This is a genomic window from Cupriavidus sp. GW822-FHT03E04, from assembly GCF_058801495.1.
This window is the reverse complement of record NZ_JBXANI010000001.1, coordinates 134,222-159,905: the sequence shown is the minus strand read 5'-3', so window position 1 is coordinate 159,905 and position 25,684 is coordinate 134,222. Positions and strand designations below refer to the sequence as shown.

Here is a 25,684-nt window from a genome sequence, read left to right as displayed (position 1 = left end):
ACTTAGGTTGACGTGGAAGGATTCGCATACCGGTCCCCATGTTTCTTTTCACCTATCCCGGCCATGCGCAATGGGCTGCTTTTCATTGTGCTGGCCATGGCCAAGCAATGACGAACGAGCCAATCGTCATGCGAACCATCTAAATGGACCGCATCATTAATGAACTCATGGGAAGTAGCGCCGTGAGTACGATTGAAGCTCTTTACATCTGAGCTGTCAGGCTCAGCGCAAAGCGGCGGCCTTGATCCACCATCCAGTTGCCGCTCAAGCCGTTGGCGCGACTACGGTCGTCCACGGGTACCATCTTGTTTGTCAGGTTCAGCACGCCAAAATTGAGTGCGAGATTCTTGGATATGCGATACCTGCCGCCCAGATCGAATGTGGTGGTGGAGGGTCTTTCGCGTACGCCCCGGGCGCCATTCCGGAATGCTGCCCATTGCTCCCTGCCGATGTAGTTGATGTCGGCATAGAGATTCAGCTGGGGCAGGGGTGTCCAATCCACCTGCATATTGAGCTTGTGTTTTGGTGTCTTATCCAAAGGGTAACCGTTCAGCGAGCTGCCATCGAATGCTCTTTCCGCTTTGCCCTCGCGTCGCGATTGGGTCATCGTGTACGACCCGGAAATTTTCCATTGCGTGGCCAGATGCGTGCCGGCGCCAAGTTCGAGGCCGTACAGTTTGACTTTGTCGATATTGTTGTACGCGTAGATATTGCGGCCAGGGGAGCTGGGGTCAGCGACCCCCGTGTCATAACTGGATACTTTGTTTTTGAACAGGTTGTTGAACAGGGTGAGGCTGACTTGACTCTTGCCCTGGTCGTAACGCACGCCCAGCTCCTGCGTGAGGCTGGTTTCGGGCTTGAGGTTCGCGTTCCCGCACAAGGTGCCGGGGACAGCGCCCGCCACGCCGCCGGTTGTCATGCAATAGCCAGCAGTGCTCTGACGCAGGGTAGGGGGTTTGAAGCCGGAGGACACGCCGCCGCGCATCGTCCATGTCGGGCTGAGTTTGTATACGCCGTAGATGCGCGGGCTGACATGGCTGCCATACCGATCGTCATGGTCGAGCCGCAAGCCCGTGGTCAGCGTGAATTTGCTGTTGACGAAATAATCGTTCTCGCCGAACAGGGCCCAGGCATCGCGCTTGATGCTGTCCGAATTCGGCGCATGCCCCTTCGGCACCGCATCCTGCCTTCCCACGCCGGACAGCCGGGACCAGATATGCTGACCACCCGCGGTCAGGATATTGCGCTCTCCTGCCCATGGCACCTCAAGTTTGCCTTCGAGCACCGTGTCGGTAATCGCCGGCTTGACCGGAGTCCGGCCCGATGCCGTCCACTGGTCCTGCGTGCCCCGCTCTCCATACAGGGACAAGGTGGAGTTGCCGAGGTCCCATAGCCCATTGTGCGTGACGCCCCAGTACTCGCGCGCATGGCGAGTCTCAACGATGGTCGTCGGCACATTGCGTGGTGTCGCGACCGCGATGCTCCGTCCAGGCGTGCTGAGATAGGTCAGTTGCTCTCGTCCCGCATTCAGGCTGAGATCCTGATTGCGCGCCGGCTTGACCGCCAGCTTGATGTCAAAGCTGAGGTCGCGTTGACCATTTGCCCCGCTGGTGCCATTGAGCGGGTAATAGATATTGTCCTCGCCGCGATGCAACGCCTTGCCCGACACCTGCAAGCCGACCACATCTTTCTTGATCGGGCCGCCGACCCAGAAATCGACGCTCCGGGTGTCGCCCTGGTTTTTCTCCTGCTGCAACACGCCGCCGACGGTGACCGTGCCGCCCCATTTCTCGGGGACCTTGCGCGTGATGACGTTGATCACGCCACCCATCGCATCCGCACCGTACAACGACGACATCGGGCCCCGCACCACCTCGATGCGCTCGATCGCGCTCAACGGAGGTAGCAGATTGCCTTGAACGCCAGCCGTGCTCCGATTCATCGTCTCCCGGGTATTCTGACGTTTGCCGTCCACCAGTATCAGCGTGTATTCGCCTGGCATTCCGCGGATCGAGATGTCTTGGTCGTTCGGCCCGGCGCCCACCACGCTGACGCCTTCCACGGAGCGCAGGATGTCGGCCAGCGAGTTGTAGGGTCTGGCCTCGATGTCCTTGCGCGTGATCACGGAAATGCTGGCCGGCGCCTCCTTGATGGCCTGCTCGCGCTGGCTGGCAGTCACGACCACGGCCTCCAGCGTTACCTCGCCATCTGATGGCTTCGCGGGCTGTATCTGCGCCCAGGCACCGGATGCCCCCAGGACGCCGGCAGCCACTGCGGACTTGAGGACAAAACAGGGTAAGGAATGTGACATGGTTTCAATTTAGGTAATGAGAGTCATTCGCGTTTTCATTATCTGCGTTGAAGGCATGTGAAGTGTTTGTGCAAGAAACGAACTTGTTTGCGCGACTGTCTTCAGCGCTGACCGCTGCGCCGGGCAAGTTTCGGTGTCACCCCGAAGCGCCGTTTGTAGGCAGTTGCGAAATTTGCAGGGCTGGTATAGCCGGCTAGTGCTGCAGCTTGCTTGATGCTGAGGGCGTCGCGCTCCAGCGCCAGCCGGGCTCGCTGCAGGGAGTTCTCGCGCAAAAAGTCGAATATGGTCGTGCCGTAGGCGGTACGGAATTGCCGCTGCATGGTGTTGGCGTTCATGCCCATTTGGCGCGCCATATCCTCGAGCGAAAGCTGGTTGGCTGCCGCGCCGCTAAGGAATGCCCGCAGCTCCGCCATGCGGCAATACCCTCTTGAGCTAAGGCCTGTCGCATTTGGCTGCGCGATATTGTGGATGATGCTCTGGCTGCCCCGCGGCGGTGCCAATGCCTCTGCCAGCAGGTCCAGCATGCGGCTTTCCAGGTAAATCGCCTGCAAGATCGGTTCAAAGGCTGGCGGTCGGACGATCTGCTCGGCCAAGGCTATCGCGCGTGGCGTAGGCTGCCAGGGCTGCGCCAGCAGGTGAGAAGACAGCAGAGAACGCAAGCGCGCGGGCATCGCTGCGCAACTGGCCTCTTGGAGGTGCTGCAGCCATTCGCCGGAGACGACGGCACTAAGTCGTCGCGCATAGGTTCCTTTGCTGAATCGACGGCTGAAGGTTTCGGGTTCGATGGCGTTCATCAGGAACGCCTTCGCGTAGCCCGGTGGCCGCTGGGATAGCTCGTGTGCGTTGCGTGGGCAGGCGGTCGTCAGTACCACGCGCCGATTGCCATACGACAGGTCCAGATTTCCCTCGAGCAGCACCACCAGGTGCAGGCCCGGGGCGCAGCATCCGGAGACGGTGCCATTGAATTCGTCCGTCGCGTCATCGGCGTGCATGCGCAGGCCCGGTCGCATCTCACGGATCTTGGCGATGTGTGTAGCCAATCCTGGCTTGCCGGGATCAAGAAGACGGTCTTCGCGCGCATCCATGCTGCCTACCCCTTTGAGCTTGGCGGCGCCGACTGCTTATCCGGCGGGGCAGCGCAAACCATTTCGTTGCTTTGCCAAACAAACGGCGCCACAACACACATCCTTTCCAGGATAAAATGAAATGAGAATCATTAGCATTATCGGAGTCGGCGTGAGAAAGACAAGCAAATTTTTGTTGCGGCTCTGCGCGGTCGCGCTGCAGGGCGAATACTGGACGAGCCTCGGGCTTTGACATGCCGATATCCGCAACCATCACGCGCCGCACGCTGCTGTTGGGGGGGCTGGGCGGCGCGCTCTCTGGCTGCCTCACGGCCATGAGATCCGGCGCCTCGTCCCGTGACTTGCCGAGCCTCGCCGCTTCGCCGCCCGTTCAGGTCCCTGCGAGCCGGCAGCTCGACGTGACGATCGCCGGGCAACGCCGGCGCATTTTCGTCGCATTGCCGCCGGAGCCGGCGCCGCAGCAGGGATATCCCGTCCTGTACGCGCTGGACGGTAACGCGTCGTTTCCCCTGCTCGCGCAGTTGGCGCGCAACCGCGCGGCGCGCCCCGATGGAGCGCGGGCCAGTACTCCGGTAGTGGTCGGGCTGGGATATGCGACGGACGGGCCTTACGACATGCAGGGGCGCACCGACGATTACACTCTGGCCGCGATGCCGGGCCCGACGCCCGGAGCGAGCCGCAGCGGCGCAGATCGCTTCCTGGCCTTTATCGAGCATGACGTGCAGCCGTGGCTGGCGCGGCAGCTTCCCATCGACCCACAACGGCAGATTCTGTTCGGCCATTCCTATGGCGGATTGCTGACCTTGTACGCGTTGTTCACCCGCAGCCGCATGTTTCAGAACTACGTTGCGGCCAGCCCGTCGATCTGGTGGGGCGATCGCGCCATCCTGCCATTCCGGGACCACTTCGTGCGGCAGGCGTCGCCGCTTGAGCCACCCGTCGGCTTGCTGATCACGGCAGGCAGCCTCGAAGAAGGCGTGCCGAACGCGGATCCGGAACGCGCGCGCCGCCAGCAGGCGCGCAAGCAGGTCGGCTCTGCCCGCGCCCTCACGCAGAGCCTGCAGGGCGTGCAGGGATTGCGGGCCGAGTTCCGTTTGCTTGAGGGCGAGGACCACGGCAGCCTGGTTCTCCCCAGCGCTGCCTTGGCCGTCAGCATAGCCTGCGCCCCTCCGTTAGCTGGTGCGCCGACATGAGCCCCTCAAACTGCAGCAAGGCTTTCACACTCTGTTCGGCAACAGTGTCCAGGCTATTCGAGCGTCAGCCATTTCGGCGTATTGCCCAGCGAATTCCGACGGCGTGTCAATCAACCCGGTGCCACTCGTTTACCGCCTGAGACTGCTCGGGGTCATTGTGGAATGCGCCTGCTGGTCGGGTTTGCATGATGAGGCGGCGCGCGACGCCGAAGAGTGGCTCTTGCTGGACAACGACGAACGTATGCGCTGGGCGGCGTTTCCCCATGCGAGAGAGCGGCGGCGCTTTCTGCGCAGCCACGCAGGCTTGCGGCGGCGGCTTGGCTTGTGGCTTGGGGTGGCGCCGCAGTCGCTGCACTTCGAGATTGCGGCGGGCGGCAAGCCCTGGCTACCGGCTTGGCCGGACGTTGACTTCAGCCTGAGCCATAGCGCTGAGTGGTCGGCCTTGGCGCTCGTCCGGTCGAGCACAGTGCGCGTGGGCAATGACATCGAGGCCGGTCGGCCACTTGACAACCCCCTGGCATTGTCGCGCCACGCCCTGCGCCGTGAATCAACGGTACTGGCCGCGCTGCCGCCTGCCTGCCAGGCCCAAGGCGTGATGCGGGCGTGGACGGGCAAGGAGGCGGTGCTCAAGGCCCTGGGCACTGGGCTCGCGGGGCCGATAGACGCCTTCTGCTTGAAACTGGACGCCTGCGGGCGGCCTCTCGGCCTCGATTGGGATCCGTCTTGCGAGCATGCGGGCGAACCGTTCGTGAGGCAGCGCGCCTTGCCGCAGGATGTCGCCTGCCATGGAGGCGCGGGGAATCGGATCACCGTGCGGGGGCTGCCGGAACCCCCAGGGCTGGCCGCATGGAGTGTCGCGGCCGTCTCCGGTAGGTGGTGAACCCGGGCAACGTCCAGGTCCCATGGCAACGCCCACGCCATCATTCCCGGCTGGACCAGCGCTTGCCGCTGCGGTGTTTGTCCCCCTGGCACATGCACCCATCTGCTCACCCCCCGTCGCCGTTTCGGAATAGGTTAATCTTCCGCGCAGATGACCGACCTCAACTTGCCGGCCTCCGGGGCGTCCTCCGTCCCGGTGCCGGCTCTCGTATCCCATGATGAACGAACCTTCTCGCCCGCAGCTCGTTGGGGAGCATCCCTCCATCGTCGCCCTGCGTGAACTGGTCGCCCGCGTCGGGCGCAGCCAGGCTAGCACCGTGCTGATCTATGGCGAGACCGGGACGGGGAAGAGCCTGGTGGCGCGCATGCTCCACGCGCAGTCCAATCGGGCCGGGCGCGAGTTCATCGACATCAATTGCGCTGCGATTCCCGCCCAGTTGCTCGAATCCGAGTTGTTTGGCCATGAGCGCGGTTCGTTTACCGGCGCGGTCAGCAGGAAGGAGGGACTGATCGAGGCGGCGAATGGCAGCACGGTCTTCCTGGACGAAGTCCGCGAGCTCGATCCTGTGATGCAGTCCAAGATCCTGACGCTGCTGGACACGCGGCGGTTCCGGCGGGTCGGCGCGGTGCGTCCCATCAGCGTGGACGCCCGCTTTATCGCAGCGACCAACAAGATCCTGCTGAGCGAGGTCAAGGCCGGCAAGTTTCGCGAGGATCTGTATTACCGGCTGCAGGTGATTGCCATCAATATCCCGCCGCTGCGCGAGCGTGGCGACGACATCTTCCTGCTCGCGAGCAACGCGCTGGCGAAGTACAACGCGCAGTACGGCAGCCACTTCCAGCGGCTGGAACCGGAGGTGGCGCGCATTTTCCGCGCGTACCGGTGGCCGGGAAATGTGCGTGAACTCGAGAACCTGCTGGAGCGCATCTGCCTGCTGGAGGAGGGCGATTGCATCCGGCCGCATCACTTGCCGGCGCGCATCCTGCGGGACGTGGCGCGGCCCGCGGGCGCGGTGGACGATGCCGTGGCGCAGCCGGCTGCAATGAACGGGCACGTTGCGTCCGAGCAGGGGCAGGACTATCACGAGGCCACGGCTCGCTTCCAGCGTGCGCTGATTGAGCAGACGCTGGTGTCGTGCGGCCAGAACCTCAGTGCGGCGGGCGAGAAACTGGGGTTGAGCCGGCACGCTTTGCGGCACCAGATGATGAAGCTGGGACTGCTGGCCCCGACTGCCGGAAGCGATGACGAGAATGCGTGATTTTCACGCAAACGCAGCGCTTGTTTTGCGTGAAAATCACGCGAAAGGCGGAGGGGGTGGCGCTAAATCTATGAAATATAAAGATTTTTTCATGAGTCGCCCTGTGGCACGCAATCTGCTCTAGATGAATCGTCAAGCCCGGCTTGGGGAAGACACCATCTGGAGAACACTGCATGCAGTCCCTGAAGATCATTTGCCCTAATGGCCATCTCGGCTTTGCGCCGTTGCGCACCGAGAGCTTTGGGTTGGGGGTGGAGGCGGGCCCTGACTATATCGCGGCCGATTCGGGAAGCGATGACGTGGGCCCGGTGCCGCTGGGCTCGGATACCTCGACGAGTCCCGAAGCTTGGCAACGCCACGATCTGGAGCAAATGCTGCTGGCGTCGCGCCGTCTCGGCGTGCCGATGATCATCGGCTCGGCCGGCGATACGGGGTCGAACAGCCGCGTGGACCTGTACGTGCGGATCATCGGCGAACTGGCCGCCAAGCATGGCCTGAAGAAGTTCCGGGTCGGCTACTTCTATTCCGAGGTGGACAAGGCTTTTCTTCGCGAGTCAATGCGGCGCGGAAAGACGGTGAGCGGGCTCGATGGGTTTGCAGACCTGACCGAAAGCGAACTCGATGCAACCGACCGTATCGTTGCCATGGCCGGTGTCCATCCCTATGTGGCGCTGCTGCGCCAGGGCGCCGACGTGATTATCGGCGGGCGCAGCTCGGATGCCGCGGTCTTTGCCGCGCCGGCGCTACACCACGGCTTTTCCGCCGATCATGCCTATTACCTGGGCAAGGTGCTCGAGTGCGCATCGTTCTGTGCCGAGCCCTATGGCGGCAAGGAGACCGTGATGGGCGTCATTTCCCACGAGGACGTCCAGGTCACGGCGATGCATCCCGAGCAGCGCTGCACCGTCGCCTCGGTATCCGGCCATGCGATGTACGAGCGCTCCAATCCGTACGAGGAGTTCGTCGCCGGGGGCAGGCTGGACATGACGCATTGCCGCTACGCGCAGGTGGACGATCGCACCACGCGCATCACGGGCTCGCGCTTTATCGAGGCGGAAACGGTCCGGGTCAAGCTGGAAGGCGCGGGGAAGGTGGGCGAGCGCTTCGTCGGCCTGTGTGGCATCCGCGACCCCTACACCATCGCCAACGTGGACCGGGTGATTGCGTGGGCGCGCGAGCAGGTGCGCGCGCGTTTTGGCGACAGCGGCTATCAACTGCACTACAGCGTGTACGGCCGCGATGGCGTGATGGGCGAGCTGGAGCCGCTGCGCGACCGGCCGGGGCATGAGCTCTGCGTGCTGGTGCAGGGGGTCGCCCCGACCCGCGAGATGGCCGAGGAGGTGACGATGATCGGCTTGCGCCAGATGTTCTATGCGCGGCTGCCCGACGTCAAAGGCACGGCCGGTTCGGTGTCGTTCCCGCTGGATGAAGTCCTGCATGCCAGCGCGGCCTATCGTTGGACGCTGAACCACACGGTGGAGGTGCAAGACCCCATGGCGCTGTTCCCCACCCACCTCGTTGAAGTTGGCGTCTGAGCCTGGTGCCGCATATGACAACGACGACAACGACGACTACGATGACTACGACGACTACGATGGCAACGCAAAAACTGCATCAACTCGCCAAGACCATCCGCAGCAAGAACGCGGGGGTCAACAAGATCACCTTCGACATCATCTTTCGCGAGGCGCACGAGTACGAACGCGTCAAGCGCTCGCGCGTGCTGAGCCGGGAAAGCATGGCCGCGCTATATGGGATCCCGGTCGAACGGATCTCCGATTTCGTCGAATACGATCCCGCGTACGCCATCAAGTTCACGATCTATCGCACCCGGCCCAGCGGCAGCGCCGGCGATGGCGACATCTTTGGCGCCCAGCAGTACGCGCCGCTGCTGGACCTTGATATCCCCGTCTAGGCAGGACGTCGCCGGATTCCACGGGACCCCGGGTGGACATCCGGCTCCCGGATCCTGACATCCATGCTGCTCTCCCCATTGCTACCCATTGCTACCCATTGAGACAGGAGCGCCGAATGCGAAAGACGTTAGCCCACATTGCGCTGTTGCTTGCCGCGATGTCCGCGGTAACCATGGTGGCGGCCCAGACCGATGCCAAGGTGCCGCCTTTGATCAGAATTGTCGTGCCGTTTTCGGCGGGCGCGAGCAACGACGTGATCGCGCGTGCGATCGCGCCGGGGCTGGCAAAGCGCCTGGGGACCACGGTCATCGTGGAAAACAAGCCGGGTGCGGCAGGCGTCGTCGGTGCCGATTCGGTTGCCAAGGCGCCACGGGACGGGTCCGTGCTGCTTCTGACGTCATCGACCTTCCTGACCGCTGCCGCCACCCAGCCGCGCTCGCCCTACGATCCGCTCGCCGCGTTCGCGCCGGTGTCCATGGTCGCCGAGGGGCCGCTGTTGCTGGCGGTCTCGTCCTCGACCCAGATCAGGTCGCCGGCCGAGCTGATCGCGGCAGCGCGCGCGAAGCCGGGCGCGCTGACCTACGGCTCGGCGGGGATCGGTTCGCTGGCGCAGCTGGCGACGGAGTTGCTGTGCGACATCTCGAAAGTCCAGATGATGCATGTCCCGTACAAAGGGGCCTCCAACGCGATGATCGATCTGGCCGCGGGGCAGATCGACGTCATGATGTCCAACTACAGCTCGCTGGTGACGCAGTTGAAGTCCGGCAAGGTACGGGCGCTGGCGGTGACCTCGCAGCGGCCGAACCCGGCGTTTCCCGAATTGCCGTCACTGGCGGCATCGGTGCCAGGCTACGGGATCGAGATCTGGGTCGGTGTCCTCGCACCTGCCGGCACGCCCGCGCCGCTGGTCCAGCGGCTGAACCGCGAGATCAATGAGATCGCTGCGTCGCAGGATGTGCGTGTCGTGCTTGAGCCGGACGGCTCGGCGCCCAAGGCAATGAGTCCGTCCGAATTCGGCGCGCGCATGAGGCAGGATCTTGCGCAGTGGAAGCACATCGCCAGCGACAGGAAGATCGTGGCGGAATGAGGGGCGGGCATAGGCCCCTCAGGCGCCGCCCAGCAAGTCGCGCGCGTTCAGGATCGCGTACGCTATATCCGGCTTTGTCTCCAGGCAACGGCGTATCGCCGCGGGAATCGCCTGCTTGGTCTTGCGGCATAACCCGGTTTGCTCTTCCACCTGGATGTTGATGCCGCGCACCGTGCGCACTTCGTGGATGCTGGGCGTGATCGTCAGCACGATGCCCAGTTGCGCATGCATGCGCTTTTCCATGTCCTTGAGCTCGGCAAGACTCGACAGGCTTTCCAGGCGGGCGATCAGTCGCTTTTCCTCTTCCCGGGTCAGCCTCAGGATCCGCATGTCGGATTGCGGGTCGTCCAGCAGCGCTTCGCGACCGCACGTGCAGGCGCCTGGCGGACACTCCTTGCGAATCGGAAAGGGGACGTTCATGTCGTCGAGGCGATATGCGCCTCATCCGGAGGGGGAGGGGATATCTTAAATCAAGAGGCCAACTGGGCGCAGGCCCTTGTTGGGATTGAACCCGACAGGGCCGGCGCGAGCGAAAGCGGCTTGACGTGCGCCCGCAAAGCACAAATCATAGTAATGATTCTCATTTATACTCAAGGAATCAACAACATCCGGATCTTGGCTCCGCGCCCGTGACCGCCATGCCCGACTTTCACTTGAGGCCTCCCATGCCCGTACTCCACCTCGCCCGCACACCCGCAACGCACGCCGCCAGCGTGCATAGCGCATGACCAAAGCCCAGGACTTCGAATGCCTGGCGCAGGAGCATGGTGTGCTGATGCTGCAATATGGCTACGCGCAGGCGCGCTGCAGTGAACTGCTGGTCACGCAGGCCGCCGAGATCGTGCGCTTGCAGGCTGAGGCCATGCGCCTTCGCGCCGCGGTGATCGTGCGCGACACGGCGCTGGCCTATGCGCGCGAGGATGGTGTCGTGCCGATCCGCCTTGGACGCATGACATGGCTTGACGGCGGCATTGCGCTGTGGAGGCGCCTGCGTGAATGGACGAGCGCGTGCCTTGGCCGTGGGGGGGCGTCGGCAACGCACACCGAACCGGTCGGCGAGAGGGCTAGTCTGCGCGCGAAGTCCGTGCTCTGCGTGGGGCAGGACAAATCGGGTGCCAGCGTCGCGCAGCGCGTGGTGGAGATGGCCGGTGGCCAGTTTCTGCACCACGATGGCGGCGACGCCGCCGATCCTGACGACGGGGAAGCACTGGAAGCCAGCCTGATCGCAGCCGACCTGGTGATCTGCCAGGCAGGCTGCGTCAGCCACAACGCCTATTGGCGCGTGCGGGACCATTGCACGCGTACGGGCAAGCAGTGCGTGCTGGTCGAGCAGCCGCAGGCCATGCAGCTCGTGCGCAGCGCGCAAGCGCCGTCGGCGCAAGCGAGCCACCAGGAATGACTGGCGCGCCGAGCGTGCCATCGAACCCTATGGAGAGGATGTAGTAATGTCTGCCGATATCGATCTGGCCGATCTGGCGCTTTCCGACCCGCAGAAGGTGGCCTTTGACTTCCTGCTGACGCGGCAGTCGCCGTGGCCGCTGGGCGCGCCCGCGCCGTCGCCGAAGGAACTGGACCTGGTGTTCGAGGCGGCCTTGCGGGCGCCGGATCATGGCCAGCTCCAGCCCTGGCGCTTTATTGTGATCCGCGACGAGGCGCGCGCCGCGCTCGGCGAGGTGTTCGTGCGGGCGGCGCGGGCCCGCGACCCGCAGAGCGATGGCGAGCGCTTCCGGGCCAAGGCCATGGCCGCACCGATGCTGATTGCGCTTGGCGTACACGTTGAGCGCGGGCACAAGGTGCCGGAGATCGAGCAGTTGCTGGCAACGGCCGCGGCCACCATGAATATGCTCAACGCCCTGCATATCCTGGGTTACGGCGGCTTCTGGGCAACTGGCCTGAACAGCTATGACGAAAGTGTCCGGCAGGCGCTCGGCCTTGGTGAGGAGGAAACGCTGGTTGGCTTCCTGTATGTCGGCACGCCCAAGGACGCGGTGCGCCCGGCCAGCCGGCCGGCGCCCGAGGGCTTTGTCCGCGAGTGGCGGGGACCGGCCTGAGGCTTCCCGGCCTTCATTCCCGCTCGCCGGTTTGTGCACGCCTGCGGCCCCCAGCGGCCGGCCGGCGAGAAACCGCTGGAAGGTTTATCCTCGCCGTGTCGCGCAACCCGCCGCGGCGCAATTTGCGCGCTGGCGGGATGCCGCGTCTGGCAATCACTACCCAAGGACACCCCCATGTCGCTCTCGATGTATGAAGTATCGATCCCGGCCTTTATCCGGGCTTTCGGCAGCTTGTCGGCCATCCTGGACAAGGGCGCCGCATTCGCGCAGGCGCAGGGCATGGACCCGGCCGACCTGATCCAGACCCGCCTGGTGGCGGACATGGACCCGCTGCCGGCACAGGTGCAGCGCGCCAGCGACAGCGCAAAGGGTTGCGCGGCGCGGCTGGCTGGCATCGAGATGCCGTCCTTTGCCGACACCGAAACCACCTTCCCGGAACTGCAGGAGCGCATCGCCAGGACGGTGGCCTTCCTGAACACCATCCAGCCCGCCCAGCTAGAGGGCAGCGAAACGCGCACCATCGAGCTCAAGCTGCGCCCCGAGCCCGTCACGTTCGACGGCAAGTCCTACTTGCTGGGCTTTGTGCTGCCGAACTTCTATTTTCACGTGACCACGGCTTACGACATCCTGCGCCACAAAGGCGTGCCGGTGGGCAAGCGCGACTACCTCGGCCTGTCCTGATCGAGAGGGCGGCCTTTGCCGGCCGCCCCTGCTGCGCCTATGGCCTTTTTTTACCAAGCAGTACAAATCAGACCATCTAGGATGCCAGCCATGGTGCCGCCGTCGCGCAAGGCGCCAGCCTCGGCGCGGAGCCCGCGCCATGCGGGCCGCCCATCCCGGTCCGCTGGTCAATACCGTGCATACGTTGGTCATCAATATCGGGCTGGCGGCGTGTCCGTGCTGGAACAGGCGTGATGCGCCGGGGTCAGGCCCTGGTGGCGGCCAGCTTGCGCTCGCTCTTGGGGTGTTGCGCCAGCCGGTCCAGCTGGTCCAGCCGCCCGCTCAACACGGTCAGGCCAAGCGCCGCCAGTACCACCAGCGCGCCAATCCACGGCGTATGCATCAGGCCCATATGGGTCACGATCAGCCCGCCTGCCCATGCCGCGCCGGCAATGCCCAGATTGAACGCGGCGATATTGAGGCCCGATGCCACATCGACGGCACCCGGCGCATAGCGCTCCGCCTGCTTGACCACATAGACCTGCAGCGCCGGCACATTGCCGAAGGCGACGGCGCCCCAGGCCAGCACGGTCACCACCACCAGCCAGCGGTGCGGCGCGGTGAAGGTCAGCGAAAACAGCACGATGGACAGCAGCAGGAACACGATCTTGAGCGCGGCGATGGGGCCGTGGCGGTCGGCCAGGCGGCCGCCCCAGATGTTGCCCGCGGCGACCGATACGCCGTACACCAGCATCACCAGCCCGACCGCGCCGGCGCTGAAGCCCGATACGTCCTGCAGGATGGGGGCGAGGAAGGTGAAGGGGATGAACGAGCCGCCATAGCCGATCGCGGTCTTGGCGTAGACCAGCAGCAGGCGCGGTTCGGCCAGCACCTTGGCCTGTTGCAGCAGCGAGGCAGGGGCGCCATGGCGGATGTTGGCCGGAACGAACATCAGGCTGCCGACGAAGGCGACCAGGCCGAGCGCCGACACCGCGAGGAAGGTCTCGCGCCAGCCGAAATGCTGGCCGATGAAGGTGCCCAGCGGCACGCCGGTGACGAGCGCCACGGTCAGGCCGGTGAACATGATGGCGATGGCGCTCGCGGCCTTTTCCTTCGGCACCAGGCTGGTGGCGATGGTGGAACCGATCGAGAAGAACACCCCGTGGGCCAGGCCGGTCAGGATACGCGCCAGGATCAGCGATTCGTAGCCGGGCGCCTTCCACGCCAGCAGGTTGCCCAGCGTGAACAGGGCCATCAGCGACAGCAGCAGCGCCTTGCGCGGCAGGCGGCCGGTGAGGGCGGTCAGCACCGGGGCGCCGATGGCCACGCCGAGCGCATAGAGGCTGACCAGCAGGCCGGCCGATGGCAGGGTGATGTGCAGATCGGCGGCGATGGTGGGGATCAGGCCGACGATGACGAATTCGGTGGTCCCGATGGCAAACGCGCTGATGGTCAGCGCGAACAGGGCAATGGGCATGGTGGGCTCCAGGAGCGTCCGGAATTAGGATGGGCGCAGTTTGCCGCAGTCTTTCTTGCTGATTAAGTGGGTGATCTGGATAAGATATTTGATTAGTATTCAACAATGAAGATCACACTCGAAGAACTGCAGGCCTTTGCCACCGTCGTGGACAGTGGCTCCATCACGGCTGCGGCCGAGCAACTGGGGCAAACCGTCTCCGGCATCAGCCGTGCGCTGAGCCGCCTGGAAGACAAGGTGGGCACCACCCTGCTGCACCGGACCACGCGCCGGCTGGCGCTGAGCGAGGAGGGCGAGGCACTGCTGGCCCACGCGCGCGCGATCCTGGCTTCCGTGGACCTGGCGGAGGAGCAGATGGCCGTGCGCCGCCAGCGGCCGGCGGGACGGCTGCGGGTCAACGCGGCATCCCCGTTCATGCTGCACGTGATCGTGCCGCTGATCGGGGAATTCCGCCGGGCGTATCCGGAAATCGAGCTGGAGCTCAATACCAACGACCAGATCATCGACCTGCTCGAACACCGTACCGACGTGGCGATCCGTATCGGCACGCTGCGCGACTCCACCCTGCATGCGCGTGCGCTGGCCAGCAGCCGTGTGCGCGTGCTGGCCAGCCCAGCCTATCTCAAGGCGCGGGGCCGCCCGGAAAGCGTGGCGGACCTTGCCGGCCACAGCCTGATCGGCTTTAACCAGCCCGAGTCGCTCAATCGCTGGCCCTTGCGCGGTGCCGTGGGTGAAGAGGTGCAGATCACGCCGCATCTGTCGGCGTCGAGCGGCGAAACCCTGCGCCAGCTGGCACTGGCGGGCGAGGGCCTGGTCTGCCTGTCGGACTTCATGACCGACGCGGACCGGCGCCGCGGCGACCTGGTGCAGGTGCTGATGGCGCACACCATTGACGAGCGTCAGTCGATCAACGCGGTCTACTACCTCAATACCCAGCTTTCGGCGCGCATCGCCAGCTTCCTGGATTTTGTCGGTGGCAAGCTGCGTGAGGCGGCTTGGGCGCAACTTTAGGCCGGCGCGGGCCATGGGCAGCGCCTGAGCGTGGCCTTGGCAATAGGGGAAATCAAGGAGGCGGCTGGAGCGGATTGCGCTCCTGTGCGAAAATAGCGAGTTCGCCGCAGTTTCCTGGCCAATAGTCTGGCCAAGAGTCGCCACGCGTCGCCAGTTGCCCGCCCGGCATTCGCCGCGCGCCGTGCACCGACTGCCTCACTGCACCGCCCACAGCACTACCTATAAAAGCGATCAGAGCTTTACCAGCCAGCATGACTTACGCCGTCAAGGAAATCTTCTACACACTGCAGGGCGAAGGCGCCAACGCGGGCCGCGCAGCCGTGTTCTGCCGCTTCTCCGGATGCAATCTCTGGAGCGGGCGCGAGGAAGACCGTGCCAGCGCGGTCTGCCAGTTCTGCGACACCGACTTCGTCGGCACCGATGGCACCGAGGGCGGCAAGTACCGCACTGCCGAGGCGCTCGCCGACAAGGTGGCGGCCCAGTGGCCGCAGGCGGTGGATAGCAGCGCCGCCGGGCGTCCGCTAGTGGTCTGCACGGGCGGCGAGCCGCTGCTGCAGCTGGATGCGCCGCTGATCGACGCGCTGCATGCGCGCGGCTTCGAGATCGCCATCGAGACCAATGGCACATTGCCGGTGCCCGAGGGCATCGACTGGGTTTGCGTGAGCCCCAAGATGGGTTCCGAACTGGTGGTGAAGCGCGGCGACGAACTCAAGGTGGTGATCCCGCAGGATGGCCAGGATTTCGCCGCATACGAGCACCTTGATTTCCGCTATTTCCTGGTGCAGGCCATGGATGGCCCGCTGGCACGGCAAAATACCGCGCTGGCGGTGGAGTTCTGCCAGCGCCGCCCGCTCTGGCGCCTTTCGCTGCAGACCCACAAGCTGCTCGGCATCCGGTAGGCAAATCGCGCAAATCGCGCCGGTACGCACCGGCACACCTCGGCACCCATTGGCCCACATGAACAAGCAAGTTTCCATTACCCGCCGGCTGGAGTTCGACTCCGGCCACCGCATTCCCAACCATGGCGGCCAGTGCCGCAACATCCATGGCCACCGCTATCGCCTGGACCTGACGCTGTCGGGCGAGGTGCTGCATCGCGCCGGCGCCTCGGATGAGGGCATGATCCTGGACTTCAGCGATATCAAGGCGCTGGCCACGGAACACCTGGTGTCCAAGTGGGACCACGCCTTCCTGATCCATCGCGGCGATACCGCGCTGCTGAACTTCCTGCAGACCATGGACGGGCACAAGACGGTGGTGCTCGATGCCATCCCGACCGTGGAGAACCTGGCCCAGATCGCCTTCGACATGCTTGCCCCGGTGTTCAAGGATTGCTTCGGGCACCAGTTGCAGCTCACCCGCCTGGTGCTGTTCGAGACCCCGAACTGCTGGGCCGAGGTCAGCGCTGCCTTCAGCCTGCCGGCGCAGGACTGACTCGCCGCATGATGCAGCCGCGATGACCGAGCCGACCCTCCCGCCCGAGGCCAGCCTGGCAAGCCCGGATCTGTCCATGGATCTGGCGCTTGCGCGCGACCGCCGCTATATGCAGGCCGCGCTCGACGAAGCGCGCCTGGCCGAAGCCGCCGGCGAAGTCCCGGTGGGCGCGGTCGTGGTGTGGAACGACACCATCATCGCGCGCGGCCACAACCTGCCGATCCGCTCGGTCGATCCTTCCGCGCACGCTGAAATGCAGGCGCTGCGCGCCGCTGCCCGCGTGATCGGCAACTACCGCATGCCGGAGTGCGAGCTGTACGTGACGCTGGAACCCTGCGTGATGTGCAGCGGCGCGATCCTGCATGCGCGGATTCGCCACGTGGTGTTTGGCGCCACCGATCCCAAGACGGGCGCCGCGGGCAGCGTGCTGAACCTGTTCGAGCAGGCGCAGCTCAATCACCAGACCACCATTGCCGGTGGCGTGATGGCCGACGCGTGCTCGCGCATGCTGAAGGATTTCTTCGGCGGCAGACGCCGGGCCCAGAAGGCCGCGCAGAAAGCGGCGCAAGTAGCCGAACAAGAAGCCATACAAGAAGCCGCGCAGGTTGCGGGGGCAAGCGATGCGCCTGCCTGCGCGCATTGCGCCGCTGCCGCGCCTGCTGCCTCCACCGACACCGACCCAAGCCAGAACCCCGACGCATGAGCCAGCCCACGCCTACGCCAGCCACCGAAGTCCGCCTGATCGCGTCTTCCGGCTATCCGCACGACGTCGCCATCGCCGCGCGCGGCTGCGCCTGGCTCAAGGGGCAGGGCTTTCATGTCGGCAACCCGGATGTGCTGGCGCGCCGCTACCTGCGTTTTGGCGGCAGCGATGCCGAACGGCTGGCCGACCTGCATGCCATCGGCACCGGCGCGCCGCACGAGCTGACGCTGGCTGTGCGCGGCGGCTACGGTATTGCACGGCTGCTGGAGCAGGTGGACTTTGCCCGCATCGCCGAGCAGGCGCGCGCGAGCCAGACGCCCATCGTCGGCCACAGCGATTTCACGGCCTTCCAGCTGGCGTACCTGGCGGCCACCGGTGGCGTCACCTTTGCCGGCCCGATGCTGCTGGTGGATTTTGGCGCGGACGTGGTCGACCCGTTCATGTGGCAGCACTTCAGCGGCGTGCTGCGAGATCCGGCGTACACCATCGACGTGGATGCGCCGCAGGCTGGCGGGCAGCCTTTTTCGGGCGCGTTGGCGGGCACGCTGTGGGGCGGCAACATGGCGATGCTGTGCAGCTTGCTGGGTACGCCGTTCATGCCGGCGGTGCAGGGCGGCATCCTGTTCCTGGAAGACGTCAACGAGCCGCCTTACCGGGTCGAGCGCATGCTGCTGCAGCTGGACCAGGCTGGCGTGCTTGGCGCCCAGCGCGCGATCCTGCTGGGCGACTTTTCCAATTACCGCGTGACGGATTACGACAACGGCTATGACCTGCCTGCCGTGGTGGCGTACATGCAGGAGCGCCTGTCGGTACCGGTCCTCACCGGCCTGCCGTTCGGCCACTGCCCGCGCAAGTTGACCCTGCCAGTGGGAGGGCAGGCGCAGTTGAGCGCACGCGCGGATGGATTTTCGCTGTCGCTGTCGGGTTACCCGGTGTTGAAAGCGGCGCCTTGCACCCACATCTGAGGCTTATCGCTTCGTTCCTTTGCCCGCCAGTGGTAAAATCGCGGGTTGTTTCCCGAATTCCCTGCCCGGGCCCCGCGCCAACGCGCCACCAGGTCGCCATGCCTGGCTTTGCGCCGTCCACGCAGCTAAGCAAATCAAGCGATTAGCCATTTGCACAGCCATCAGCAGGGCGGCAGCCCGAGGCAAGCGCGGCAAGTCCCGCGCCTCATCATTCATACAAGGTCCCAGACGTGCTTTCTACCGCAAACATCACCATGCAGTTCGGCCCCAAGCCGTTGTTCGAGAATATCTCGGTCAAGTTCGGCGAGGGCAACCGCTACGGCTTGATCGGCGCGAACGGTTGCGGCAAGTCCACCTTCATGAAGATCCTCGGCGGGGACCTCGAGCAGTCCGCCGGCACCGTCATGCTGGAGCCTGGCGTGCGCCTGGGCAAGCTGCGCCAGGACCAGTTCGCCTATGAAGACATGCGCGTGCTGGACGTGGTCATGATGGGCCACACCGAGATGTGGGCCGCCGCCGCCGAGCGCGACGCGATCTACGCTAACCCGGAAGCCACCGACGAAGACTACATGAAGGCCGCCGAGCTGGAGGCCAAGTATGCCGAGTACGACGGCTACACGGCCGAAGCGCGCGCCGGCGAGCTGCTGCTGGGCGTGGGCATCCCCACCGACCAGCATCAGGGCACCATGAGCAACGTGGCGCCGGGCTGGAAGCTGCGCGTGCTGCTGGCGCAGGCCCTGTTCTCGAACCCGGACGTGCTGCTGCTCGACGAGCCGACCAATAACCTCGACATCAATACGATCCGCTGGCTGGAACAAGTGCTCAACGAGCGCAATTCCACCATGATCATCATCTCCCACGATCGCCACTTCCTGAACTCCGTGTGCACGCACATGGCCGACATGGACTACGGCACGCTCAAGGTCTACCCGGGCAACTACGACGACTACATGGAAGCCTCCATGCAGGCGCGCGAGCGCCAGCTGGCGGCCAATACGCGCGCCAAGGAGCGCATCGGCGAGCTGCAGGACTTCGTGCGCCGCTTCTCGGCCAACAAGTCCAAGGCCCGCCAGGCCACCTCGCGCCTGAAGCAGATCGACAAGATCAAGGTCGAGGACATCAAGCCGTCGTCGCGCCAGAACCCGTTCATCCGCTTCGAGTTCGACAAGAAGCTGCACAACCTGGCCGTGGAAGCCGAGGGCGTGACCAAGACCTACGATCGCAAGGTCATCAACAACCTGTCGATCGCGATCCAGGCCGGCGAGCGCGTGGCCATCATTGGCGAAAACGGCGCCGGCAAGACCACCTTGCTGCGCAGCCTGCTGGGCAGCACCGTCAAGGGCGGCGTGGAAGTCGATCGCGGCACCATCAAGTGGGCCGAGAACGCCAATGTCGGCTATATGCCGCAGGACACCTTCGAGGAATTCCCGGTCGACCGCGACCTGATCGACTGGATGAGCCAGTGGACCCAGGCCGGCGACGACGACCAGTCGCTGCGCGGCACGATGGGCCGCCTGCTGTTCTCGGCCGACGACATCAAGAAGTCGGTCAAGGTGCTGTCCGGCGGCGAGAAGGGCCGCATGATCTGGGGCAAGCTGATGCTGGGCCGCCACAATGTGCTGGCGCTCGACGAGCCGACCAACCACATGGACATGGAATCCATCGAATCGCTGCAGATCGCGCTGGACAAGTTCACCGGCACGCTGGTCTTCGTCTCGCACGACCGCGTGTTCGTCAGCGGCCTGGCCACGCGCGTGATCGAAGTGCGCAACGATGGCACGCTGACCGATTACCTGGGTACGTATGACGAGTACCTGGAGTCGCAGGGTATTGACGGCTGAGCCGCTAGCGCCAGCCGAGCCAACAAGAAGGGCCGCCATGTGCGGCCCTTCTTGTTTTTGTGGCCGGGATCCATTGCGGCCACTAAAGGCCACTAAATGCCACTAAAGGCAACTCAGGCCGATGCATGCCCGTCGTCGCGCACCATCCTGTCGAGCTGGTCGATGATGGCGCCGGCGGTGATCTCCCCTTTGGCCTTGTGCAGGGCGCTGTATAGCGGGTCGCGCAGCGCCGCCAGTTCCGCCGGGCTGCCGGCCTTTTCCACCTTGACTTGCAGCAGGTAGCCGCGCAGGCCCAGGTGATGGCCGATGACATCCGTATAGAAGTGATAAAGCTGCTGGTAAGTGCCGCCCGCGGTTTGCGGGGAGGCTGGCGCAGGCAAGGCGTCGTCCCATGACGGCACATTGGCACCACGCATGCCGTACATGGAGAACAGGCTGTCGGCCTTGGCATCGCCATGGCGATCCCCGCTGGCGGGTGGGTTTGCAGGGCTGGCAGCCGCTGCCGCAGGCTGCGGCGCATTCTCCGCGCGGATCAGACCGGAAGCCAGCAGGGCGTCAATGCTCTCCGGCCCGACGCCCATGCCGCCGGTCTGTGCCAGCAGTTCGCTGCGCCGGCGCTCGCCATTGACGATCAGCAGCAAGGCGCGCAGCTTATGGTCCAGCTTGCGCGCGCGCGTGCGGATTTCGTCCTGGCCTTGCTCGGTCTTATGAAAAACCGGGTCGGTCATGTCTCTGTCTCGCTCCATTGTTATAGGCCGGCCGGTGCCGTGCCGTGCGGTAGGCCGCACTTTGCGTCATGCGGCTCGCCGGCCGATTATCGCCACGTTGTTTGGGCTGCTGGCGCGCTGCAAAAAAAAGAGTCGCCAAAGCGCACTACAATGTGATGCACCATAAAAGTAACAAAATTTGCACCCGCCTATTCACCCAACTGAAAACTGTGGCCATGCAACAACGAGACAAACTCTTTATCAACGGTAAGTGGGTTGCCCCGCACGGTACCGGCCTGATCAACGTCATCCACTCCACGACCGAAGCCGTCATGGGCCGCATCCCCGAAGGCCACGCGCGCGACGCCGAGGATGCTATCCAGGCAGCGCGAGCCGCCTTCGACAGCTGGTCGGCCACGCCGCCCAGCGTGCGCGCGGACTATATCCGCAAGATTGCCGAGGGCCTGAAGGCGCGCAGCGAGGAACTGGCGCAACTGATCGCCGGCGAAGTCGGCATGCCGATCAAGATGGCGCGCGCGATTCAGGTGGGCGGCCCGGTCTACAACTGGGCACAGGCTGCCAAGCTGCTCGAGACCTTCGCGTTCGAGGAAGAAGTCGGCAATTCCCTGGTGGTTCGGGAGCCGGTGGGCGTGGTCGCGGCCATTACGCCGTGGAACTACCCGCTCAACCAGATCACGCTGAAAGTGGCGCCGGCGCTGGCCGCGGGCTGCACGGTGGTGCTCAAGCCTTCGGAGGTGGCGCCGCTCAATGCCTTCGTGCTGGCAGAGGTGATTGAAGCCGCCGGGCTGCCACCGGGCGTGTTCAACCTGGTCACCGGCTACGGTCCGGTGGTGGGCGAGGTACTGGCCAGCCACCCGGAAGTCGACATGGTGTCGTTCACGGGTTCCACGCGCGCTGGCAAGCGGGTGTCGGAGCTGGGCGCGCAGAGTGTCAAGCGCGTGGCGCTGGAGCTGGGCGGCAAGTCCGCTTCGGTGATCCTGGACGACGCGGACCTGGCTGCCGCGGTCAAGGGTACCGTTGGCGCCTGTTTCCTCAACTCCGGGCAGACCTGCTCGGCGCATACCCGCATGCTGGTGCCGCGCGCGCGCTACGACGAGGTCAAGGCCATTGCCAAGAAGGTGGTCGAGGGCTATACCGTGGGCGACCCGTTGCTGGAAACCAGCCGCCTCGGCCCGCTGATCTCAGCCGCGCAGAAAGACCGCGTGACCGGCTATATCCAGCGCGGCATCAACGAGGGCGCTGAGCTGGTTGCAGGCGGCCCCGAGGCGCCCGAAGGGCTGGACAAGGGCTTCTTTGTCAAGCCGACGGTGCTGGGCAATGTCGATCCCAAGGCCACGGTGGCGCAGGAAGAGATCTTCGGCCCGGTGCTGTCGATCATCTGCTATGACACCGAGGAAGATGCCGTGCGCATCGCCAACGACAGCATCTACGGGCTGGGCGGCGGCGTGTGGTCGGGCGACGAGGCGCGCGCCATCCGCGTGGCGCGTCGGATCCGCACCGGCCAGGTTGACATCAACGGTGGCCCGTTCAACATGCAGGCGCCGTTTGGCGGCTACAAGCAGTCCGGCAACGGGCGCGAGGCCGGCAAGTACGGGCTCGAGGAATTCCTCGAGTACAAGTCGCTGCAGATGAAGAAGCCGGCTGCCTGAGGCCGGCGGTTGGCGAGGAAAAATGCCCGGCTGGTCCGGGCATTTTTCATGGGTGGGTTCGCGGGCTCGATTCACGTTGGCTGCAGGCATGATTCGGCGATAATGCCGGAGTGCCATTGGCCGGCAAGCGGGACTGAACGCGGGACTGAGCGCGGACCTGCGGACGGGGCAAGAGGCATGGGACCAAAAACATAAATAAGAGCGCGGGCGCGACACGCCACGCGGGGAGAGGGATCGATGCGTTGGTTGAAACGGCTGACCTGGCTGGTATTGACGCTGGCGGTGTTGCTGCTGGTCTGCGCGTTTGGCGCTTATGTCTGGTATCGGCAAGCATCGCAGCCGCAGACCGCGGGCACGCTGAAGTTGCCCGGCTTGCGCGAGAGCGTATCGATCGTCCGGGACCGCCATGCCGTGCCGCATATCAAGGCGGCCAATGCGCAGGATGCCTACTTTGCGCTCGGCTTCGTCCATGCGCAGGATCGGCTGTGGCAGTTGCAGATGAGCAAGCGCATCGTGTCCGCCCGGCTGGCGGAAATCCTGGGGCCGAGCGCGCTGGATACCGACCGTTTCCTGCGTACCCTGGGCGTGCGGCGCAATGCCGAAGCCATCCTGGCCCAATCCTCCGCCGAGACCCGGGCCATGTTGCAGGCCTATGCCGATGGCGTGAATGCCTATATCGATGGCCGCAAGGGGCCGTTGCCGCCGGAGTTCCTGATCTTGCGTACCCAGCCCGAGCGCTGGGAGCCGGCCGATACACTGGCCTGGCAGACCATGATGGCGTGGGACCTGGGCGGCAACTGGACCCAGGAGACGTTGCGCATGCGGCTCGCGCAGGTGCTGCCCGTGTCGCGCATCAACGAGCTGCTGGCGCCTTATCCTGGCGAACGGCCGCTGCGCACCATGGACTACGGCAATCTCTACCGGCACCTGGCGCCGCTGGCCACGGCCATGGCGCGTGTCGAGCAGCAGGCGCCGGCAGGCTATGTGGAGGGCATGGGCTCGAACAACTGGGTGGTGTCGGGCGCCCATACGCGTTCGGGCAAGCCGCTGCTGGCCAATGATCCGCACCTAGGGCTGCAGGCGCCGGCGCTGTGGTACTTCGCCCAGATGCAGGCTCCCGGGCTGGATGTCACGGGCGCCACGCTGCCCGGCATGCCGGCGGTGGTGCTCGGGCATAACCAGCGCATCGCCTGGGGCTTCACCAATACCGCGCCGGACGTGCAGGATCTCTATATCGAGCGCTTGCAGCCTGGCAGCACGCAGCGTTACCAGACGCCGGACGGCTGGGCTGAGTTCGTCACGCGCACCGAGATCATCCACGTCAAGGGCGCGCCCGACGTGACGCTGAACGTGCGCGAGACGCGCCACGGCCCGGTGATTTCGGATGCGGCCGAGCCGGTGGCGACCGCCGCGGCCCCGCTCGGGGCGCAGTACGTGGTGGCTTTCCAGTGGACCGCGCTGCGTGCCGATGACCGGACCGTGCAGGCCGGGCTGGCGCTGAACCGCGCCACCGACTGGGCCAGCTTCCTGGCGGCGCTGCGCGATTTCCATTCGCCGCAGCAGAACATCGTCTACGCCGATGTCGACGGCAACATCGGCTTTATCGCGCCGGGCCGCGTGCCGCTGCGCCGCGCCGACAATGACCTGAAGGGGTTGGCGCCGGCCCCCGGCTGGGACGCGCGCTACGACTGGAGCGGCTTCATCCCCTTCGAGCAATTGCCGCGCAGCTTCAATCCGCCCGAGGGCGTGATCGCCACCGCCAACCAGAAGATCGTCGAGGACGACTACCCGTATTTCCTGACCAGCGAATGGACCGTGCCGTATCGCTACCAGCGCATCCGCACGCTGATCGACGCCACCGAGCGGCACACCATGGACAGTTTTGGCGCGATCCAGAAAGACACGCTCTCGCTCGCCGTGCGCGATGCCTTGCCGCTGCTGCTGGCATCTCCAATCGCCAGCGACCCGGCGCTGCCGGAGCGCGAGCGCGCGCTGATCGCATCGCTGCGCAAATGGGATGGCGATATGCAGCCCAGGCTGTCCGAGCCGCTGGTCGCAACCGCATGGCTGCGCGAGCTATCGCGCGTGCTGTTCGAGGACAAGGTCGGAGATACGCTGTTCAACCGCCTGTGGGAGCAGCGTAACGTGCAGCAGCCCATGCTCAACGTATTGCGCAATCCGCGGGGGCAAGGCGCGTTCTGGTGCGACGACAGCACGACCCCGGCGCCGGAGAGCTGCGACGATGCCGTTGCCAAAGCCTGGCGCCTCGCCATTGCCGACCTGGACCGGCGCTACGGCGACAAGCCTGAGCGCTGGCGCTGGGGCCAGGCGCATGCGGCCCGCTCCGAGCACAAGCCGTTCGGCAAACAGCCTTACCTGGCGGGTTTGTTCAACGTCAAGGTACCCAGTGGCGGCGACACCTATACGGTCAACGTAGGGCGCCATAACCTGCGCGACGAGGCGGCGCCGTTCGAGAGCGTGCACGCGGCCAGCCTGCGTGCCATCTACGACCTGTCAGACCTGGCCGAGTCGCGCTTCATGGATTCGACCGGGCAATCGGGCAACGTGACGTCGACCCATTACCGCGACTGGACCGACAAGTGGGCCGCGGTGCAGTACATCACCATGGCGCCGGGCCGCCGCGCGCCGGGCAATGAGGCCTTCGACACGCTGGTGCTGCAACCGGCCGGCAGGCGATGACGATGACCGAGGTGTCCATTCCCATTGGCTGCGTGTTGCTGGGCACCGTGCGCCCGTTTGGGCCCAAGGGTGTGCCTAGCGGCATCGACAAGCAGGCGGTGGACTGTGCGGTGCGCGTCACCGTGCTGGGTTTGGCCGGAGACGGGCAGGGAGACTCCAGGCACCATGGCGGCCCGGAAAAGGCCATCCACCACTACGCCTTCGATCACTATCCGGCCTGGCGCGAGGAACTCTCACCGCTTTCCACGCAGACGGCCGAGGTACTGGCAAGGCCCGGCGCGTTTGGCGAGAACGTGAGCACCGCTGGCCTGACCGAGGCCGATGTCTGCATTGGCGATCGTTTTCGCCTGGGCGGGGCGTTGGTCGAGGTGTCGCAGGCACGCCAGCCTTGCTGGAAGCTGAACCATCGGTTCGGGCACGCCGGCATGGCGCGCGCGGTCCAGCAAAGCCTGCGCACGGGCTGGTACTACCGGGTGCTGGAAGAGGGCGGCCTGGCGCGGGGCGACAGCCTGGTGCTGGTCGAGCGGCCATATCCGGACTGGAGCCTGCAGCGACTGCTGCACGTGCTCTATGTGGATCGCCTGGATGCGGGCGCCTTGTACGCCATGGCGACGCTGCCGGCACTGGCCGAGAACTGGCGCAAGCTGGCGCGCCAGCGGCTGGAGCGGCGCGAGGTGGAGGATATGGAGCGGCGGCTGGCAGGCGGCTAAGCCTAAGCCGGCCACCGTGGGCGGA

Annotated in this window: 23 protein-coding genes; 18 read left to right on the top strand and 5 right to left on the bottom strand. The window is 65.1% G+C overall.

What is annotated here, in order from left to right; all coding sequences use genetic code 11:
- Nucleotides 1–202 precede the first annotated feature (202 nt).
- Complete coding sequence (locus tag AC1RQC_RS00725; protein ID WP_492882272.1) at nucleotides 203–2,311, bottom strand: TonB-dependent receptor domain-containing protein; 2,109 nt, start codon at nucleotides 2,309–2,311, stop codon at nucleotides 203–205.
- A 101-nt stretch (nucleotides 2,312–2,412) separates the two neighbouring features.
- The gene (locus tag AC1RQC_RS00720; protein ID WP_492372535.1) at nucleotides 2,413–3,321 is read right to left on the bottom strand and encodes a helix-turn-helix transcriptional regulator; all 909 of its coding nucleotides are present in this window, start codon (nucleotides 3,319–3,321) and stop codon (nucleotides 2,413–2,415) included.
- A 308-nt stretch (nucleotides 3,322–3,629) separates the two neighbouring features.
- Here AC1RQC_RS00720 and AC1RQC_RS00715 point away from each other — a divergent pair, with 308 nt between their 5' ends.
- From AC1RQC_RS00715 to AC1RQC_RS00690, 6 genes are all read left to right on the top strand, one after another.
- The gene (locus AC1RQC_RS00715) at nucleotides 3,630–4,589 is read left to right on the top strand and encodes an alpha/beta hydrolase (protein WP_492882271.1); all 960 of its coding nucleotides are present in this window, start codon (nucleotides 3,630–3,632) and stop codon (nucleotides 4,587–4,589) included.
- 103 nt (nucleotides 4,590–4,692) lie between these two features.
- A complete protein-coding gene (locus AC1RQC_RS00710) occupies nucleotides 4,693–5,469 on the top strand; it encodes a 4'-phosphopantetheinyl transferase family protein (RefSeq protein ID WP_492882270.1) in 777 nt (258 codons plus the stop codon).
- A 214-nt stretch (nucleotides 5,470–5,683) separates the two neighbouring features.
- Nucleotides 5,684–6,727: a sigma-54 interaction domain-containing protein gene (locus tag AC1RQC_RS00705; RefSeq protein WP_492882269.1), complete on the top strand. Its 1,044-nt coding sequence runs from the start codon at nucleotides 5,684–5,686 to the stop codon at nucleotides 6,725–6,727.
- A gap of 173 nt (nucleotides 6,728–6,900) precedes the next feature.
- On the top strand, nucleotides 6,901–8,262 hold the full coding sequence (locus AC1RQC_RS00700) for an acyclic terpene utilization AtuA family protein (RefSeq protein ID WP_492808459.1): 1,362 nt from the start codon (nucleotides 6,901–6,903) through the stop codon (nucleotides 8,260–8,262).
- Between the two features lie 59 nt (nucleotides 8,263–8,321).
- Entirely contained in the window at nucleotides 8,322–8,642 is a 321-nt protein-coding gene (locus AC1RQC_RS00695; protein WP_492375515.1) for a DUF4387 domain-containing protein, read from the top strand.
- A 116-nt stretch (nucleotides 8,643–8,758) separates the two neighbouring features.
- Nucleotides 8,759–9,730, top strand: a complete 972-nt coding sequence (locus tag AC1RQC_RS00690) for a tripartite tricarboxylate transporter substrate binding protein (protein WP_492808457.1) — start codon at nucleotides 8,759–8,761, stop codon at nucleotides 9,728–9,730.
- An 18-nt stretch (nucleotides 9,731–9,748) separates the two neighbouring features.
- Here AC1RQC_RS00690 and AC1RQC_RS00685 read toward each other — a convergent pair whose 3' ends face one another.
- Complete coding sequence (locus AC1RQC_RS00685) at nucleotides 9,749–10,150, bottom strand: hypothetical protein (RefSeq protein WP_492375517.1); 402 nt, start codon at nucleotides 10,148–10,150, stop codon at nucleotides 9,749–9,751.
- Between the two features lie 304 nt (nucleotides 10,151–10,454).
- On the opposite strand from AC1RQC_RS00685, the gene AC1RQC_RS00680 reads away from it, so the two are divergent.
- The 3 genes from AC1RQC_RS00680 to AC1RQC_RS00670 all read left to right on the top strand — a co-directional run bounded on the left by AC1RQC_RS00680 (nucleotide 10,455) and on the right by AC1RQC_RS00670 (nucleotide 12,462).
- Complete coding sequence (locus tag AC1RQC_RS00680) at nucleotides 10,455–11,129, top strand: DUF2325 domain-containing protein (RefSeq protein ID WP_492882268.1); 675 nt, start codon at nucleotides 10,455–10,457, stop codon at nucleotides 11,127–11,129.
- Nucleotides 11,130–11,175: 46 nt separating this feature from the next.
- Entirely contained in the window at nucleotides 11,176–11,781 is a 606-nt protein-coding gene (locus AC1RQC_RS00675; RefSeq protein ID WP_492826247.1) for a nitroreductase family protein, read from the top strand.
- A 174-nt stretch (nucleotides 11,782–11,955) separates the two neighbouring features.
- Nucleotides 11,956–12,462 carry a DUF1993 domain-containing protein gene (locus tag AC1RQC_RS00670; RefSeq protein ID WP_492375520.1) on the top strand — a complete coding sequence of 169 codons (507 nt, stop codon included), beginning with the start codon at nucleotides 11,956–11,958 and terminating at the stop codon, nucleotides 12,460–12,462.
- A 244-nt stretch (nucleotides 12,463–12,706) separates the two neighbouring features.
- Here AC1RQC_RS00670 and AC1RQC_RS00665 read toward each other — a convergent pair whose 3' ends face one another.
- Nucleotides 12,707–13,918 (bottom strand): MFS transporter, encoded by a 1,212-nt coding sequence (locus AC1RQC_RS00665; protein WP_492375521.1) that lies wholly within the window; start codon nucleotides 13,916–13,918, stop codon nucleotides 12,707–12,709.
- 105 nt (nucleotides 13,919–14,023) lie between these two features.
- On the opposite strand from AC1RQC_RS00665, the gene AC1RQC_RS00660 reads away from it, so the two are divergent.
- From AC1RQC_RS00660 to AC1RQC_RS00635, 6 genes are all read left to right on the top strand, one after another.
- Nucleotides 14,024–14,929, top strand: coding sequence for a LysR substrate-binding domain-containing protein (locus AC1RQC_RS00660; protein ID WP_492826243.1), 906 nt, complete (start codon nucleotides 14,024–14,026; stop codon nucleotides 14,927–14,929).
- A gap of 251 nt (nucleotides 14,930–15,180) precedes the next feature.
- Nucleotides 15,181–15,828, top strand: a complete 648-nt coding sequence (gene queE / locus AC1RQC_RS00655) for a 7-carboxy-7-deazaguanine synthase (protein WP_492375522.1) — start codon at nucleotides 15,181–15,183, stop codon at nucleotides 15,826–15,828.
- A gap of 58 nt (nucleotides 15,829–15,886) precedes the next feature.
- Nucleotides 15,887–16,363, top strand: coding sequence for a 6-carboxytetrahydropterin synthase QueD (gene queD, locus AC1RQC_RS00650; RefSeq protein WP_006159634.1), 477 nt, complete (start codon nucleotides 15,887–15,889; stop codon nucleotides 16,361–16,363).
- 22 nt (nucleotides 16,364–16,385) lie between these two features.
- Nucleotides 16,386–17,066 (top strand): tRNA adenosine(34) deaminase TadA, encoded by a 681-nt coding sequence (gene tadA / locus AC1RQC_RS00645; protein ID WP_492882267.1) that lies wholly within the window; start codon nucleotides 16,386–16,388, stop codon nucleotides 17,064–17,066.
- Complete coding sequence (gene ldcA, locus AC1RQC_RS00640) at nucleotides 17,063–18,031, top strand: muramoyltetrapeptide carboxypeptidase (protein ID WP_492882266.1); 969 nt, start codon at nucleotides 17,063–17,065, stop codon at nucleotides 18,029–18,031. Before tadA ends, ldcA begins: the two co-directional genes overlap by 4 nt.
- 230 nt (nucleotides 18,032–18,261) lie before the next feature.
- A complete protein-coding gene (locus AC1RQC_RS00635; RefSeq protein WP_492375525.1) occupies nucleotides 18,262–19,872 on the top strand; it encodes an ABC-F family ATPase in 1,611 nt (536 codons plus the stop codon).
- A 113-nt stretch (nucleotides 19,873–19,985) separates the two neighbouring features.
- Here AC1RQC_RS00635 and AC1RQC_RS00630 read toward each other — a convergent pair whose 3' ends face one another.
- Nucleotides 19,986–20,600, bottom strand: coding sequence for a hypothetical protein (locus AC1RQC_RS00630; protein ID WP_492882265.1), 615 nt, complete (start codon nucleotides 20,598–20,600; stop codon nucleotides 19,986–19,988).
- A gap of 215 nt (nucleotides 20,601–20,815) precedes the next feature.
- On the opposite strand from AC1RQC_RS00630, the gene AC1RQC_RS00625 reads away from it, so the two are divergent.
- From AC1RQC_RS00625 to AC1RQC_RS00615, 3 genes are all read left to right on the top strand, one after another.
- Nucleotides 20,816–22,249 carry an aldehyde dehydrogenase family protein gene (locus tag AC1RQC_RS00625; RefSeq protein ID WP_183031158.1) on the top strand — a complete coding sequence of 478 codons (1,434 nt, stop codon included), beginning with the start codon at nucleotides 20,816–20,818 and terminating at the stop codon, nucleotides 22,247–22,249.
- Between the two features lie 237 nt (nucleotides 22,250–22,486).
- Nucleotides 22,487–24,949 (top strand): penicillin acylase family protein, encoded by a 2,463-nt coding sequence (locus AC1RQC_RS00620; protein WP_492882264.1) that lies wholly within the window; start codon nucleotides 22,487–22,489, stop codon nucleotides 24,947–24,949.
- Between the two features lie 2 nt (nucleotides 24,950–24,951).
- Entirely contained in the window at nucleotides 24,952–25,659 is a 708-nt protein-coding gene (locus tag AC1RQC_RS00615) for an MOSC domain-containing protein (protein ID WP_492882263.1), read from the top strand.
- Nucleotides 25,660–25,684 lie beyond the last annotated feature (25 nt).

Coding starts and splice junctions, on each gene's coding strand:
- AC1RQC_RS00720 (WP_492372535.1), bottom strand. CDS start 3,321: ATGCGACCGGGCCTGCGCATGCACGCCGATGACGCGACGGACGAATTC.
- AC1RQC_RS00670 (WP_492375520.1), top strand. CDS start 11,956: ATGTCGCTCTCGATGTATGAAGTATCGATCCCGGCCTTTATCCGGGCT.
- AC1RQC_RS00695 (WP_492375515.1), top strand. CDS start 8,322: ATGGCAACGCAAAAACTGCATCAACTCGCCAAGACCATCCGCAGCAAG.
- queD (WP_006159634.1), top strand. CDS start 15,887: ATGAACAAGCAAGTTTCCATTACCCGCCGGCTGGAGTTCGACTCCGGC.
- AC1RQC_RS00680 (WP_492882268.1), top strand. CDS start 10,455: ATGACCAAAGCCCAGGACTTCGAATGCCTGGCGCAGGAGCATGGTGTG.
- AC1RQC_RS00705 (WP_492882269.1), top strand. CDS start 5,684: ATGATGAACGAACCTTCTCGCCCGCAGCTCGTTGGGGAGCATCCCTCC.
- AC1RQC_RS00665 (WP_492375521.1), bottom strand. CDS start 13,918: ATGCCCATTGCCCTGTTCGCGCTGACCATCAGCGCGTTTGCCATCGGG.
- ldcA (WP_492882266.1), top strand. CDS start 17,063: ATGAGCCAGCCCACGCCTACGCCAGCCACCGAAGTCCGCCTGATCGCG.
- AC1RQC_RS00700 (WP_492808459.1), top strand. CDS start 6,901: ATGCAGTCCCTGAAGATCATTTGCCCTAATGGCCATCTCGGCTTTGCG.
- tadA (WP_492882267.1), top strand. CDS start 16,386: ATGACCGAGCCGACCCTCCCGCCCGAGGCCAGCCTGGCAAGCCCGGAT.
- queE (WP_492375522.1), top strand. CDS start 15,181: ATGACTTACGCCGTCAAGGAAATCTTCTACACACTGCAGGGCGAAGGC.
- AC1RQC_RS00685 (WP_492375517.1), bottom strand. CDS start 10,150: ATGAACGTCCCCTTTCCGATTCGCAAGGAGTGTCCGCCAGGCGCCTGC.
- AC1RQC_RS00715 (WP_492882271.1), top strand. CDS start 3,630: ATGCCGATATCCGCAACCATCACGCGCCGCACGCTGCTGTTGGGGGGG.
- AC1RQC_RS00620 (WP_492882264.1), top strand. CDS start 22,487: ATGCGTTGGTTGAAACGGCTGACCTGGCTGGTATTGACGCTGGCGGTG.
- AC1RQC_RS00675 (WP_492826247.1), top strand. CDS start 11,176: ATGTCTGCCGATATCGATCTGGCCGATCTGGCGCTTTCCGACCCGCAG.
- AC1RQC_RS00625 (WP_183031158.1), top strand. CDS start 20,816: ATGCAACAACGAGACAAACTCTTTATCAACGGTAAGTGGGTTGCCCCG.
- AC1RQC_RS00660 (WP_492826243.1), top strand. CDS start 14,024: ATGAAGATCACACTCGAAGAACTGCAGGCCTTTGCCACCGTCGTGGAC.
- AC1RQC_RS00615 (WP_492882263.1), top strand. CDS start 24,952: ATGACCGAGGTGTCCATTCCCATTGGCTGCGTGTTGCTGGGCACCGTG.
- AC1RQC_RS00725 (WP_492882272.1), bottom strand. CDS start 2,311: ATGTCACATTCCTTACCCTGTTTTGTCCTCAAGTCCGCAGTGGCTGCC.
- AC1RQC_RS00690 (WP_492808457.1), top strand. CDS start 8,759: ATGCGAAAGACGTTAGCCCACATTGCGCTGTTGCTTGCCGCGATGTCC.
- AC1RQC_RS00630 (WP_492882265.1), bottom strand. CDS start 20,600: ATGACCGACCCGGTTTTTCATAAGACCGAGCAAGGCCAGGACGAAATC.